Source organism: Bradyrhizobium sp. CCGE-LA001 (assembly GCF_000296215.2).
GTDB lineage: Bacteria > Pseudomonadota > Alphaproteobacteria > Rhizobiales > Xanthobacteraceae > Bradyrhizobium.
This window is the reverse complement of record NZ_CP013949.1, coordinates 6,258,063-6,273,405: the sequence shown is the minus strand read 5'-3', so window position 1 is coordinate 6,273,405 and position 15,343 is coordinate 6,258,063. Positions and strand designations below refer to the sequence as shown.

9 protein-coding genes are annotated in these 15,343 nt (G+C 56.6%); 3 read left to right on the top strand and 6 right to left on the bottom strand.

Annotation, left to right across the window (positions count from 1 at the left end):
* Positions 1–917: 917 nt before the first annotated feature.
* Positions 918–2,249, bottom strand: a complete 1,332-nt coding sequence (gene hemN / locus BCCGELA001_RS29115; protein ID WP_060736892.1) for an oxygen-independent coproporphyrinogen III oxidase — start codon at positions 2,247–2,249, stop codon at positions 918–920.
* Positions 2,250–2,299: 50 nt separating this feature from the next.
* Between hemN and BCCGELA001_RS37485 the strand changes: the two genes are divergently transcribed.
* The 3 genes from BCCGELA001_RS37485 to BCCGELA001_RS29100 all read left to right on the top strand — a co-directional run bounded on the left by BCCGELA001_RS37485 (position 2,300) and on the right by BCCGELA001_RS29100 (position 6,664).
* On the top strand, positions 2,300–2,584 hold the full coding sequence (locus BCCGELA001_RS37485) for a hypothetical protein (protein ID WP_144441530.1): 285 nt from the start codon (positions 2,300–2,302) through the stop codon (positions 2,582–2,584).
* Between the two features lie 1,712 nt (positions 2,585–4,296).
* Positions 4,297–5,019, top strand: a complete 723-nt coding sequence (locus BCCGELA001_RS29110) for a hypothetical protein (protein ID WP_008558150.1) — start codon at positions 4,297–4,299, stop codon at positions 5,017–5,019.
* Positions 5,020–5,923: 904 nt separating this feature from the next.
* Complete coding sequence (locus BCCGELA001_RS29100; RefSeq protein WP_060737909.1) at positions 5,924–6,664, top strand: LuxR family transcriptional regulator; 741 nt, start codon at positions 5,924–5,926, stop codon at positions 6,662–6,664.
* 364 nt (positions 6,665–7,028) lie between these two features.
* Here BCCGELA001_RS29100 and BCCGELA001_RS29095 read toward each other — a convergent pair whose 3' ends face one another.
* The 5 genes from BCCGELA001_RS29095 to BCCGELA001_RS29075 all read right to left on the bottom strand — a co-directional run bounded on the left by BCCGELA001_RS29095 (position 7,029) and on the right by BCCGELA001_RS29075 (position 14,871).
* Positions 7,029–8,228 carry an MFS transporter gene (locus tag BCCGELA001_RS29095; protein WP_083543424.1) on the bottom strand — a complete coding sequence of 400 codons (1,200 nt, stop codon included), beginning with the start codon at positions 8,226–8,228 and terminating at the stop codon, positions 7,029–7,031.
* Between the two features lie 1,171 nt (positions 8,229–9,399).
* Positions 9,400–10,119, bottom strand: coding sequence for an outer membrane protein (locus BCCGELA001_RS29090; RefSeq protein WP_008558146.1), 720 nt, complete (start codon positions 10,117–10,119; stop codon positions 9,400–9,402).
* A 2,240-nt stretch (positions 10,120–12,359) separates the two neighbouring features.
* A complete protein-coding gene (locus BCCGELA001_RS29080) occupies positions 12,360–13,073 on the bottom strand; it encodes a MerR family transcriptional regulator (RefSeq protein ID WP_083543423.1) in 714 nt (237 codons plus the stop codon).
* Positions 13,074–13,189: 116 nt separating this feature from the next.
* Positions 13,190–13,399, bottom strand: a complete 210-nt coding sequence (locus tag BCCGELA001_RS37480) for a hypothetical protein (RefSeq protein WP_162492949.1) — start codon at positions 13,397–13,399, stop codon at positions 13,190–13,192.
* A 515-nt stretch (positions 13,400–13,914) separates the two neighbouring features.
* Positions 13,915–14,871: a LysR family transcriptional regulator gene (locus tag BCCGELA001_RS29075; protein WP_008558143.1), complete on the bottom strand. Its 957-nt coding sequence runs from the start codon at positions 14,869–14,871 to the stop codon at positions 13,915–13,917.
* Positions 14,872–15,343: the final 472 nt, after the last annotated feature.

Here is a 15,343-nt window from a genome sequence, read left to right as displayed (position 1 = left end):
GAGCGAGGATCTCGTGCTTTGCCGCGCATCTTGGTCGGAGAAGGCCACCTGTTCGAGAAGGTGATATCCTTCACAAAAATAGGGCACTTGTTCGAGAGGGATGCAACTTTCGGAAGAATACCCTCGCCATGTACCTTGCACTGCTAGAGGCGTCCACGGCGATTTCGTGGTTGCCGACCCAGCCTCAAGCCGGCGACATCCAAGGCCAGTAGTGTCTGACAATTGTACGCCTGGCAATCGCGGCAGAACGAAAGCCATCGAGCTCCATGAACGAGTCGAGATGGCGCTTCTCGCCGATCTGATAGCTCCAAGCACGAGATTGGCAAGTCCATCAGCTCCGCTGGCGCGGCACGATCTATGTTTCATCTTGAATCCTGACGTGTGATGCGCGTCGCGTTTGTTGGTACTTATTGCCATTTGTCAGTCGTCGCCACCAATCGCCAAGGTAAGTAGTTGACTCGTTCGGGCCGGCTATCTGCGGAGATCCTGTAATTTGGCCGCGGCGAGACCCGGTCAGACGAATGTTGGTGATGCCGCTATCGCGCGATACAACTCCTGAAGGGTGCTGCTGCTGCCCCAGCTTTTCTGAGGTTGCACCTCCACCGAGAACAATGCAGGTGATCTCTAAGCCGAAACTCATTACCATTCACGAAGCGTCAGACTGCTATTGGCATACCTCAGCCCTGCTGCGGCTTAATATCCGTTTCGCAGAAGCAAACCGTATATCGCGACCCCAAGTAGAGCGCTCAGGCCGCAACGTCACGCTCGGTCCGTGTATGGGCGTCACTGCCGCAGCCCGCAGAGACCTTCGCCAATTTGCCGGGTTCGATCGCCTTATGCCAGGCCCAGCGAAAAATGGTAATCGAGGTCCGCGACTGAACGGTTTTCTGAACTGTACCGCTCTCGGGCCGGCCGTGCTAATAGGGTGAGCGGTCAAGATAAGCGTCGAATGCGGCAGCAACAGCGCGCATTAGAAAACGATGCTCCCGCTTTATGCGGATTGTACCCTGGTGGATGTCCACTATTCCGTCTTCGGCGAGTATCGGCAAGCGTTCAGCTGAATTAAGAAAACGAACTGGATCGAATCCGTGGGCGGAGCAAATTGCAGAAACATCTACCTCCAGATAACACATTAAACGCTCAATGACTGCTGCTCGCAGGCGGTCTTCGTCGCTGAGACGGTAGCCCTTGGCCGTCGGCAGACGGCCGGCGCCGATGTGCTCGCCGTAGGGGCTCGTTGCGACTTCGTTCTGGACGTACCCGTCCCCGAGACGACCGATGGCCGACGTGCCCAAGCCGACTACGGTTCTACAAGTATCAGCCGAGTAACCCAAGGAATTGCGCCGCAAGCGACCAGCGTTTTGCGCGAGTGCGAGCTCGTCATCGGGTAAGGAGAAATGGTCGAGCCCGATTTGCAGGTAGCCGGCGGCAACGAGAGTATCGGCGATAGCCGAAGCCTGTTCAGCGCGAGCTGCATCGTCCGGCAGCGCCGTCTCATCAATCATGCGCTGACGCTTCATATACGAAGGAACATGCGAATAGCCGAAAACCGCAAGCCTATTGGGGCGCATGGCCAGCGCCGTCATAGCGCTCTGGATGCAGGACTGCACCGTCTGGTTCGGAAGACCGAAGATGAGGTCGAAGTTGATACGGCTTATTCCATGCTGGCGAAGGGTTTCAACAGCCCTGAACGTCTGCGCCTCAGTCTGGATCCGATTGATCGACCTCTGAACAACGGGATCGAAGCTCTGCACGCCGATGCTCGCGCGACTGACTCCGGCTGCCCCTAAGGCGTCGGCCATTGGGATCGTAAGCGTGCGTGGGTCGATCTCGATCGCGAGCGTCGTAGTGTTCTTGAACGCAAAGCAGCGACGCAAGTGTGTCATGAGAGCCAGGAACTGCGTTGGATCGATAAGGGTCGGCGTGCCGCCGCCGAAGTGTACGTCACTCACAGGCAGCTGTTGCGGCGTTTTCTTAGCGACCAGGTCGATTTCCTTGCGCAGCACCTCCAAATAAGAGAGATAGGGGGCATCCTTACGGGCTAGGGCTGTAGTGAAGCCGCAATACCAGCAGATCGATCGGCAGAACGGAATGTGTAGATAGAGCGACACGGGCTCGTCCGACCGTCGGCTCAGCCATTCTTCACAGGTGTTCGAGCCTACTGCCACCGAGAAGTCCGGTACAGTTGGATAGATGGTGTACCAAGGCAGCCGGGCATCGCAATACTTTGTCAGGAGTGACTTCTGCAACGTTACTGTCCCATGATGCTGTGAGACACACCCTAATCGCGGCGCTCGCCATGTCTTTGCGCTATGTCAATCGACCGGCTACAGGTCTGAGAGGCTTCGGAAGCATAAGCGCAATTGCAACAGAGAGCTTTATCCTCATTGAAGCGGCGGCGCGGGCGAGAGCAGAGTCGTCTCTGTTGTCGGACTGTAGCCACGGATTTGTCTCGGCTTCTGCAGTCGCCCGGCTAAGAACAGAAGGCTTGCAACGCCAGCAGCAAAAGCTGGCGGAGAAAGACGCAGGCAGTCTTGAAGCCTATGGTCGTTGCCAGCAACGAGAGCACGTGGCCGACGAATGAGAGCTAGAAACCGCGAGGCCGTAAAGACTGGAATCCAGTTGCGAGTTCCCCGAATGAAATGGAAGACCGCTCAGGTGGGCCGCCGAGTGAATGATCTCACCGGGCGGGGGCGAACGCGGTTCTGCTCGCGCCCGCAAATCCGTCGTGGCCCTCCGCAATTGTGTTGCCCCACGACGGGCCAAGCGCGATCATACATCCTGACGTAACGTTGGATTCAAGCTCTTCGATGCTGAGTGTGAAAAACTTCAGAGCGAGTCCGATGAAGTAATGGGCCTCAATTCCGCCACGCTGGTTGTTTCATTCTCGACAGCGTCATCACGGATGTACTGATGATGTTGGGGTGAACCCGGCGCACTTTTTTTTAGCCCCCCCGGTTAAGTGCGTCGGGGGCGCCTTGGCTCAAGCGTCAGATCATAAACGTCAAACAATTATAATCACTTGGGACAGTGATGTGACGAGGCCGGCGATCAGACTGCACAACTTGCACAGAGCTTGCTTACCCTTGAGTTCTTGCCGAAGTCTTTTGCGGCGAAATGGTCGCCCGCGGTCAACGCGCTCTTCGAAGCAAATCGCCAACGTGCCTTGGATGATCATGAAGCGGTTATCGCGAGGCGGCAATCTGTGGGCTGATTATCTTTGTCGGCCTCGGCATGAAACCGTGAAGATACGGGTGAACAACAGGGATAATGGCTTTGGAAACGATGCCCACGGTTCAGATGCAGTTGGGCCACGACGATATCGATATGGAAGCTGATAATACAGAGCTTGATAAGTCAGCTTTTCGCTGCGAGGGTGCCGGCTAATAGTCGCGCCTTCGCGACGCCGGACGTGACTTGGGGAGTGAGGAGTGGCTTCTCCACCAATCGAGCGGGTTTACCTTCCCGTCTGCGTCGGCACGCTCCGTTGACCAAATACCCACGAATCAGCAATGCCGTCCTTCGGCTGTGAGTGAGCGTTTAGCTCAGACCAACCGTCGTCGTTTTCCACGTATCGACCGTTGGAGTGCGACCCGCGCGAAACGCCTTGTCGCCGCTTTGCAACTCGGTCCAGCCTCGCCGGAGGACATCGCAGCTCAATGAGACTTAGTCATATTTCGAATCGCGGCCGCGACGCACGAAGGACAGACGGTCACAAGGGTTGTTGCGATATGCCGGCGCCTTCCGAGCGCCGGGACGTAGATGTGGTCGTCTTGAGAGGCCCATGAAGCGCTCCTTGGTCGCACAGTTGACACTTGTGACGCCCCTAACTCCGCGTGTCTCTGCCGCGAGGCGGGACAAGCACCCTGGTGGCATGCGATCGAGCAATGGAGCTCACATCTCAGTGCCCGAGCCGCCTGTCAAGAGTCTCGGTCTGACTGCGCTCGTATCCTAATACATAGTACGGCCGGGAGGTGCGGCTTGTACCCAGAGTCGACAGTGGAGGGGCTTTTCATCCCTGACGGTCTGGATCACCCATCCAATCCCAGACTTGAGTCTCGATAGACCAGCCTTCTTGGAGAGACGAGGTGAAGAACAGAAAGCAAAGCGGATACCGCACTCTCCACTACCTTGAGGACGCCGGGAGGTGCTTCCGTGGACGAATGCGAGTCAGAAGTTTGATGAAGTTCTCGACGAAATTGCCACCAGAACAGGGGGGCGACAGCCTACCTCGTGTTAAGCAAGTATGCGTTCCGAGCGTTCGCCTAGCAGACCGCTCAGAGTGAGGATAGTCAGATGATCTCACTAATTCGACGGAACTGGAATCCAAAATATTTTTTCGATGAGTTGAAACCTGCGGCCTTCACGGCTGGCCCGGCGACTGTGCGCGCACGCCGGACCAAGCTGTGGCCAGGGTTGTATACGGAATACGACGCGAGGCATTTGAGGCAAGAAGTGATCAATCGAAATCTGATCGCGAGCAGCGAAGCTGAGGCGTTCTTCAGTGCCTGGGCCGGGGATGAAGAACGTCATACCGAGAGCTTCATCCAGATCATGGAACTCGTCGCGGGTGAATCCGAAACGGATCTTCGAGACAGATTGGCAGATCGACTGCATGATTTCTCCGCCATTGATGAATACTTAAAGGACGAATTTTCTCTCCTCGTCATGATCGCGTTTGACGAGATGTGCACTTGCCGCGCCTATGCCGCGGATAGAGAGTTCTATGCCGGACTGGGGAGCAATTTCCTTCGCTGGCTGAGAGAGGTGGTTGCCGACGAGGCCGTTCACTCGATCAACGCCGCTAATATTATTCGCACCCGCTACCGCGAGCGCATTCCCGAAGTCGGCGCAATTCTCGACGCCGTAATCAGCAGCGTGGGCGATGATCTGGAGTATAACGGCACCTTCGTGATGGACTACTTCGGCGGCAACTATACGCAGAAGATGTTTGCCAACTGCCGCGCCGCCGTCCTGAGAAACGTTGCTAAGCCGCTCACAACCGTAGCCACAAATTGACACGTTTTGGTGCGCGTGGACAGGCGAACTGTCGCGCATCACAGACTATCGATGCCTCAGAACTTCATGTGCTCAGCCATCAGGAGGGAGGATCGTCTCACAAAACAAGCTCGGAAATCCAGTTAACCGGCTTTTTCTTGCCGGTTGCTTCAAGTTCGTTGCATGCGACACGCCACAACGAGCCGATCCCGCGTAACCTGACAACAAGGGGCCGACACCGACCAAAAAGAAGGAGCCAATCAATCAGTCATGATGAACAAATCGGCCAAATGCACTGTCGGCTTTCCTCCTGATGTCGCGAGTCACCATCGCAGGCCTCCCCACCGCATCTATCTAAAAGCTTCCTAATCATTGTCGTGAAGCCCCACTTTGAGGGGCCATGGAACTGGTACGACAATTGCTGTGCTGATCCGCAGGTTTTTGCTTCCGGAGCTGCGCATGCAAAGTGTCCGCTGCACCAAGAGGATCCCCCGACTGCGAGCACATCGGGGCCGCCTCCTAACGACCATCCTCCTGCGCCACGAAGCTCCGTCAGCCTCAACGCTCAAGAATTGTTCGCGTTGGAGATGCAGGACCCTGGCACTCAGGCGTTATGCACGTTCTACAAATAGAGCGAAACTTGCGCGAAGATCGTGTCGGGTTGCTCATCGTCGGCGTTATCGCCGTCGTCGACGCCTTGAAGACCGGTTGCGGACTGGCGATACAGAGTCGTACGACCGCGCACGATCGCCTCCCATCTCTTTTTATGTCGCCGGCAAACTGGACGTCGACGGTGACGTAGCGCCCGTTGAGCGCATCATCACGGAGCGGCTCGGCGATGGACTGGAACTTGCCTCCCCTTGATAATGGCTCAATCGAGCGGCGCAACACCGACCTCTTGGGCCAGCCTGCCGGGGCGCCTCAAATGGATCTTTTCAGCTTCACCGAGTGTGCGACGAAAACGCAGTCGCTCAGAGCGGTTTTCGAGCTTCTTGTAAGCTGTGCAAGCCACGAAGGCTTCAGCGAGGTCTCTTACGGAGCACTCAATTTCGCGGAGCCGCTTCGTCTACCGGAGTATCCACCGCCGACGGTGGCCGTGAAGTGGCCGCCCGACTGGTGTGAACGCTATTTCAAACACAAATACCACATGATTGATCCGGTCGTCCTACGGACACCAATGCTTGCGCGGCCATTTCTTTGGGATCAACTCGCCGAGCAATATCCACTGCAGCCTGAAGAACGGCGCGTACTTGATGAGGCCAGAGAGGCCGGTCTCAAGCACGGCATGAGTGTTCCCTTGTTTGGACCATTGGGGCGAATATCTGTCATATCGTTCGCCTCTCGGTTCGACGATGCCGATCCTCAGCGTTGTAAGGGCCATCTCAACGCGTTAGCCTGGCACTTCCACGCCGCTTGCGTGGAGATCACACGTCCAGCGGAAGATAATTGCACAAAGAGAGTGTCCCTATCGGAGCGCGAACTCGATTGTCTCCGGTGGGTCGCACAGGGCAAATCATCATGGGAGATCGGGAAGATCTTGCAAATTAGTCTGAATACAGTGAATTTTCATCTTAAGAACGCGATGCGCAAGCTCGGCGCGACCAGCCGGATCCAAGCCGCAATCTTGGCGATGCGCCTCAATCTTATCTTGGTACATGTTGCGTGAAGGATCTTGCTGGCATCTGATGATCTCGAAGCCAGTGGGCGGCTGGAATCTGTTGAAGACACAACGTCGGCCTTAGGGGCAATTCGCTCGGCGAGGCGATGGAGTAAACTCAGCCGACCATATGATATGAGCCAAGTTGCTGCTCGCAGAGAGCAAGTGTCGTGCAGGATCAGGTTATTCGCTCCGAAACGTATCCGTCTTTGCCGCAAGATCACTCTGAAAAAGGGGACGAGAAAGACACGCTCCCAATCGTCGTCGACGGCCAGCTTGGGACTCAATCGATGAGTGCTCCTGTAGTTTTCTCAGGCATGATTGCTGTCGATCGAGGCACTCTGAATCACGAGGACGGGCTCGATCATCAGTCTTACGCCACCCGTGGCGGCATCAGATTGGCGGCGAATCCCGCCGCGATCAAGCCTGAGAGAGCATAGCCGAGGCTTGGCAGTATCAGCGTCACCCTGTAGCCAAATCTCGCCGCGATAAATCCGCTCACAGCGAAACCTGCCAATGCGAACGCCGACATCGCCGAAGTCAAGAATGTGACATCTGTCCCCGCTTTGCCTGGCCGGGCGAGCGCGAGAAACCAGTTGGTGAATGTAACGTGCTGGACGGCGAGGGCGGAGAATACGATCCCAACGCTGGCGACAGCGCTCACGCGAACGTTGACATAGCGGTCCATAATCGCAAACGCGCCAAAACCGATGGCCAGGATTGCACAGCCCCAGATCAGGCCTCGATGCGGCGCCACTCGCGCTAGGATTACGGTGGTCAGCGGTGCAATGATAGTATACGTCAGGACGTTCGCTATCGCTCCGATCCATCCAATGTCTGCCGTGGCAAAGCCGAGATCGACCAGCCGCAACTGCACCATTGCGAACGCCAGTGCGATTCCGGCGACGCCGGGCGCTATCAATGCGGCCGTTGTCCATAGACCAGTGTTACGCCGGAAGATAGACAGCCGCTGCGGTGAGCGCGATTGAGCCTTGAAAGGGAGTGGTTCAGGAATCGCAAACACCCATACAGCGAAAACGGCTACCAGCAGCGCTAGTCCCAGCAGAGCCGGACGCCAACCGATAATTTCGATCAGCTGGAGGAAGATCGCGCCGCCGATCACGTGTCCGATGACCCGACCCCAGCCCAGCAGCGTGGCCCCGAACGGACGCTCGGCGGAATCGAGGGCTTCGGTTATGTAGCCCAGGGTTGCGATCCGCTGGGTGGCGGCGACGCTGGCAAGGGCGAGAGAAACCAGAAAAACCTGAACAAAATCAGTTTTCGGATTCAAGAATGCCATCACTGTCAGCGCAGTGGTAGCGGCGACTTGGGTCAAAAGGATCCAGGATCGCCTAAGCCCCAGCCGATTGAGGCTCCATCGATCTACGATGGGGGCCCAAAGAAAGCTAATCGTGAAGGCAAAGAATGCCGTGCTATACAATCCAACCAGTTGCAAACTCGCGCCGTTGGCTCGAAGGATCACCGGAATGGCCGAATAGATCAACGCGATCGCCAGATACTGCTGGCTGGCCAAAGCAACCATCCCAATATGTGGCATGTAGCGACTTGCCATCAGCGTCGTCCTTTTAAGGAGCAGTTTCGCGTGTTCCTCGACAGCATGCTTGTGACAGGTAGCGGATCAGTCCAGCGCAGCTGCACCTCAAGAGAGATGCGAAGCTTTCGAGAAATGTGGAGTAAGCGCGTGGGAGGCAAATAGCTCATTCGTTCGACCATTTGCTCGCGATCACCTTGCAACATCTTCTGTTTTGCGCACCGGTATATGGTGAGAGGAAGCAGGTCCTTGACCGGGCCCCAATTCCAGGGTGCTGCGAAATTCATGACTGCGCACTCTGGATTGGAGCAGCTGAGGAGCGGATATGGTTGTCCTCCTGGCCACCTTCAGGTGCTCTCGAGGTCGGGATCGCTGACGAGCTCCGTGGAGAGCAAAACCGGCGGCACCAAGAGTCGTCGCCGGCAAGGCGGGTGAACGATCACAAACAACAAACGCCCGGACACCGATGCTGACAAGAACAATCCTTGCACTCTGCTCTTTCCGGTCAAAGCGCTGCGAGCGAGGAGGGCGAACTCGATGGTAGCGTCGGTTGTACGGGGTGAGATCAGGGTGGCCGTGCTGCGACTTCGAGCATTTCGCACGCTGCGCCTGACCTTCATCTTGTCGAGCAGTGCAGCGTGCCACAAACAGGAGCGGCTATGCGTGGCGAAGCACGTGTGAGGATGTTCGGCCATACTCTCTCCGGCCTGGGTGACAACTATCCTCTGACCAGCCCCACAGAGCTGGCGCCAGCTTTGTTTGCCGGGCTAAAGGCAGCCGGAATGACCTCGCGGGTGCGATCATCGCTGGCCCGCTCGAACGAACTCCAGATCGCATCAAACCCTCCGCTGCGCTCATCGATTTTGGCCAAGCGCCGTGGGAGCTGGTCTCGCGGCGAGAGTACAAATGAAGCAAGCAACGTGCCGCTTGGTAATCGAGGTCCGCGCCACGCCTAATGTCCGCGGGCGCGTCAGTTTGCCGACATCGTTATCTTTGATCCGACACTCGAGTCCTATGCCTGACGGTACATATTTCTGTCAGATCAAGCGCAACCAGTCTGCGGGTTCCGGCAGGGTGCCAGCGCCTTTCCGCGGGCGGCGGCACTTAAAAAAAAGGGGGGATGTTGGTGCGGGAATATACTCAAGAAAAAGCCCCGACCGAAGGTCGGGGCTCCTGGCAAGCGCGTCGATCGCTATTTTGCAACGCCTGGGAACAATTTGTAGTTAAGCCGAAGGGTTACCATCTCGACATCCTGGTGGATGCGATCCGACCCGGCTGCGGAGAAGGTTACGTTGCTTTCCGGCATGAATAGGTGGTCATACTCGACGCCAGCTGACCAGCCAGGGGCGAAGTTCACCTCCACGCCAGCGCCTACGGCACCACCCCAACGGACATTGTCGCTTTTGACCTCAGGGCCATTGGGCGTCGAGTTGATCTGATACGTGTTGCTGGTCACCGCAGCACCGGCCTTGGCGTAAAGCAGAACGGTATTGAAAGCGTAGCCGATCTGGCCGGTGAGTAAGCCGAACGCATCTGTCCTGGTCCGATTGATGTTCGACTGGAAAGCCGCGCTCACATTGGAGCCGCTGAAATCTGCCCAGTTGCCTTGGCCTTCAACGCCGTAAACGATATTGAAGATTTGCCAGCGATAGCCAATCTGGCCGCCGATAGTGCCGCCGGTCGTACCATGGCATCCTTCTGGAGTACCTCCTGCTAGATCCCAGCAGTTATGGCTCGAGCCCCAGCCGCCGTTAACGCCCAAATAGTAACCGGTCCAGTCATAGATCACGGGAGCGACCGGCAGCTGCGGCGCCTTGGTTATGACAGGCTGTGGAGCGAGATCCGCGCCAAAAGCGGGTACCGCCGTGTTGATTGCGACGATGCTTGCAGTCAGAAGCAGCAAATTCTTCATTGCAGTGTTGTTCCTTTCTTGACCCCGGCTCTGGGCGTATTAGCAACATCAATGTGAATTGCTGTAACTTCAGCACAACATTCCTCAGTAAGAAAACGCTCAAATCTCACGGTGCGTTAGGTACCAGCGCGAAAAAGTCCGGCATATCCAGATTGTATCCCTGGCGCTATTCGTGGTTAACATCACAACCGAAACAAGTGGCTCGGATCAACCGGCAGCTAGTGCAGCTCGTCAAGCATCGCAGAGCAGAAATGATCATGATCCGCGAGCGGTGGCTTGAGCGACAAACAACTAGACGCGACCCGCGTCGCAAGCGTCAGACCCTCACGAGGATTGGCTATGGGAAGGCCGGCGGGATGGGCAATCGGGAGCGTTGCTCTCGATGATTGGCCAGCGATTTGGTCCAAAGATGCGCAAACAGCGCCCGGCATACGCTGTTGCGAGTTGCAGCCGAAGTGCCAAACGAACTTCCAAGCAAATGTCAGCGACGGCCCGCAAGAAAGTTCTTGCTTCAGACGGACCGGGTATATCAAAAATGGCGCGGGCCACGAGTTGAAAGAGCCCAGCTAAATGCCCGGCACTGCTGCTCTTGATCAGCGACATGGAGTGACTTCTGGTGCGTTCATTTAGGGTGCCAACAACACACCGAATGAAACCGCGGAAAGTCAGCGTGCTTAATGGAGGCGAACACAATGGGCATCGCCGCTGCCGGCGAGCCACCAAGGTATGGGAGTTCCTTGTCCAATTTACCAGATGGTAGCGATCATTCATCGCAGCATGGATGAGCGCTCCGCCTGATCAATTCGCAAACGCATAGCGCATCATTAACTGCATGGAAGGCCTCGGGCCGGCCATTAGTGGCCACTGCACGCGCCAGAATCAGCTTGGCAATTATCGTCCGGTTGTCAGGTGTCTGCATAGCTGACGGCAGGGCCGCGACTGCTTGATCAAAAAGGCGGCCCAAAGCCTGAAGGTCCTCTGGATAGAAAACACCAGCTTCTATGTCGGGCCGTCGGTTGGGCTGCCTTTGGCCGGCTGCAGCCCCGGCCCTCGTGGCGCTGAGACCGCTCTCGATTCTCCCTGTTATCAAAGTGCTCGTGTTTTTGCTGAGCATTTGAATTGGGTCGAGCGGTTGCTTCTCCTCGCAGATCAGTCCTGTAACTGCCTCGACCTGCTGATTGAGCCCGTTGTTGGAGTCGGGCACACTCGAATTGCAAAGATCAAACTCCACAGCGCGTTCTCTCTCTTGTTATAACATAACGATAAGTAAGGGATGACGTTCGTGTCGCCCTGGTCGAGGGTTCTTGCGCTGGCCAAACTGCAGCGGCTCCGCAACTGTCGCGGTTTGCGCTTGTGCGGTCGGTGTTGCTCTATGGCGTGCTGATTCGTTACGAACGACGAGCTAGGTCGCCTGACGCGCAGCCCACCTGGCTCGCGTCTCAGGCGTTGATTATCATCGACGAGCACCTGGATTGTGCCAGCAGACTGGCACGGTAGAGCACGCCCCTGCATTTGAACGATGGGATGGCTTACGCTCGTGCAACATGCTGTCGCAGAGGGTAAATTCGCCTGCAACCTTGCTGACGACAGTGAAAAGCATTGTCATAACGACCCTTCTGATCGCGGCTTCCAAATCCGGCGATTGAATATGAGGATTGAGGCAGATCCGGTAAAATTGATTGTTTTTATGGTAACCATCCAAGCCGCCGATAGGCCGTTGGCGCGAGCAGTCGTCGGCGGCATAAGAATCCGGGTTCGACCATCGTGATGTCGCCGCAGAGCCGCCCAACAGTCATGGTGAGTACTGAAGTGTTGTGCTGGCGAAACCTGCTGATCGTCTAGGGAGTACTCCTGGACTGCGCTGAGAAGGCGCGAGCAGGCACGTGATCGCACGGGCGCGATGAATCAGGGTCGGCACTCCCGCATCGTTCCGATAGAATTGTGATTGCCGTAGCGTCGAAAGTCTCGCGGCGCGCTGCCAAATGCAAGCTAGCAAACCATATAGTTGGCGACCCTCATCGAACGCGTTAAGAAGAAGCTGTCGCACGGGAATTGCCTCCGGCGCCGGCCAGTCTAGTTTTAGAGGACTTGTCGAGCCGGAAGATCGACGCGCTCCCTGCGAGTAGCAGCGCGATGAGCGGCCGAGCTATCTGACTTAAATCCAAACCGCCGATCGTCGCGGTGCCAAGAAGTGCATTTGGAAATAGGATCGCGGACGTGCATCGGCCCTATGGGCCTGATTAATGCGGTTGATCCTCCAGGCCAACAAGGGCGCTGTCGAGATACTGCATCAGGTGCGGATCCCACCCGGCTAGGCTGCGAGGATCGCTCAACCGTGCCAGAACCTTCAAGATGGTTGAACCGGTCGAATCATTTCCCGCGATCTCGTTGATCAGCAAGCGCGCCTCAAGCGCCACGGCCTTTGTACGGTCGCTGCACGGATGCTCGCTTCGGTCCATACAATCGCGTAAGTCGTTGCGGATTCGCCGCCACCGCTCCTCGCGATCCGCTGCAAGGGCGCATGTGCATGGATTTGCCTGAGGACGTTTCTCAACCCTCGACATTGCATGAAGCGCGGCAGGTAGCTCGTCAACGCTCACTTGGGCGTCACCGTCGGTCGTCATATTGCGCAAGCGATCTCGTAACTGAGTTGCACGGGCGACTTGAACCTCAATACGCTGCAGGTGCTTGCGTAATAGGTCCGTGAGAGAGGTGCGACCGTCCATCGCCCTACCGATCTCCTGAAGTGAAAATCCGAGCTCACGGAGGGCCCGAATTTGATGCACTCGTTGAATGCTTTCGCGGTCATACATCCGGTGACCGCCCTCGGTGCGCTCCGACGCAGCAAGTAGCCCCGTGTGCTCATAGTGATGCAGAGTGCGTACCGTTACTCCGGTAGCCCCTGCAAGTTCGCCTATGCGCCATCGACGCCTTCGTGGTGTAGCTTTGGTCATGATTTTCTATTTCAAAGCCTACAACCTAACGCCACGTGAGATTCAAGCCATTTCAATGGTCTAGCTGAACGATATTACCAGGCGCACGCGGAAGAGCTTATCGTGAGTGCGCTTGATCAATTCGCGAAGGAAAGGGTGCGCATCAGAATCAATAGGCATGCCAGCTCGGCTTCGCCTGCAGCTCCGAACTGCAGGACGAGCTGCGCGATTGCCGTTCTGTTTTCCGGAGTGCGCATCGCTACGGGCAACACTGTAACTGTCCGTTCAAAAATCATGCCCAAGGTTGAAAGCTCCTCTGATTCAAAGATGCGATGATCTCGCTGCAACGTTCAGCTCCTAGAGTCTCACTGCGCCGGCGGCGCACGTGGCGAAGGTGTTTGGCTGTGCTGGGGCCAAAAGGAGACGGACTGGCGGCGCAGACCGACAATGATGAGTATGCGCATCGAATGATGCCACTGTGCAACACCTTGGCTGCCCAGATCCGTCGCATAGCTGTTCTCCGCACTTTTAGGTAAGCGGTGCCCATTCACTGCAGAGTGCGAGGCGCACGGGAGGTTTCGAGCGCGGATCCCGCTGACTTTGAGGTCGTCTCCGACGGGCTGGGCTCGATAGCAATTTGCAATCGTTGGCACAATAGTGTCAGGGAGCGATCCAAGGGCCGCAAACCGTCATGAGCCCGTAGGACCGGATTGCTCGAGGCAACCAATGAAGTCGGGCTCAAGTGAGCTGCTTTGCTTGCGGCGAATACCGGCGTGGAAAGGTGGCCGTTAGGACGAACGAGGCTCAGCTATTTGCATGCTTTGACCGAGAGCGGATCTCTGCGAAGAGCAGATGACGAAGTTCAGTGAATGAAGTTGGAGCGCTTAAGTTCTTGGCTTTCATCACCCCGAGAGCTCATGCGGGAAGCCTCCTGCAATAGTATCTCTCTCATCCATATGCTTGCCGGATCGGTGTTGTGAACGGCGGGCCATTGCACGGCTTCGGTAAAGGCGGGAAGTGACAATGGGAGGTCAACGATCCGCAGCGGAGTGGTCTTATCGAAATGTTCAACCAGCCTCAACGGCATTACGCCTATGCGGTCCGTGGCCGATAGCATGGGCGGGACCATGCAAAAGCTCTGCACCACAATATCGATGCGACGCTTAAGCCCATGTTGGAGCAGGAAGTCTTCTTCAATCGAAGGGTTGTGTGCAAGATTCCACCTGACTGCAACCTGTCCTAGCGACATATATTCCTCGAATGTCAGCCTACGCGGTAGGCGTTTGTTCGTGGGACAGCCTGCACACACAAGCCTTTCGCCGAAAATTGTAGTCTTCGGATGAGAACTCGACATGAAAGACTCAGGCATGATCAGAAAATCGATCTCACCTCGCCGTAGAAGTTCATCGTGGTCCTCGCTGAGCGGCAGCAATTCAAAGCTGACTCCTGGAGCCTCTCGCGCCACACGATCTACGATCTTTCGAAAAAAGATTAGGGTGACGCATTCGGAAAGACTGATCCGGAAGCGACGGCACGAGTCAGCTGGATTGAATACGTCGCGCGCAATGATAGAGAGTTGTATGTGGAGCAACGCCTTGCGAACAGGCGAGGCGAGGCGTTCGGCACGCGATGTCGGGACAAGTGTTCGACCTCTCATCGTAAACAGCTCATCGCCAAAATAGGCGCGCAGTCGGGCGACGGCGGCGCTCATAGCCGGCTGACTGAGGTTGATGTTGCGAGCGGCGGCGGTCAGGTTGCGCTCTGTCATCAGAGAGTCGAGAGCCACCAGAAGATTCAGATCAAGGCCCTTGAAGCGCATGCGTATCCCACTGAAAGCGCTCGTGTTGTTCTAAAAACACGCGATGGTGTCTATCTTCGACCTGGGCTAGCTTGCTCCGGGTCGCAATGGCGGTACAAAGCCGCCCGGATGATTGATGGCCGTGAGCAGACGATCGCAACGTGGAACTCGCGGGGGCGACGTGGACCAGTATGGCCATCCAGCAATCGCTCGCAGCCAGATGGATGTTTTCGAGACCACAGCAGTGCAGCCCCGGCAGCTGCTCCACCGAGGCGGGAGTCTGCGAGGCGTTGTCTAGGACAGCGTACGTTACACCTGGTCCACTGAATGCAAGCCTACAACCTCACGCAGTGTGCGATTCAAGAGAATTTTATTCCGCGGCGGGGCGCCGGACGGCGGTGGCGATTGCGGGGAGCCACAGTCTCGTCATTCCTCCGCGCCGCTTGCCCGGCGTCGTTCGACACAGCCAGCACCCGTAGCTCGGCCGTGGCAC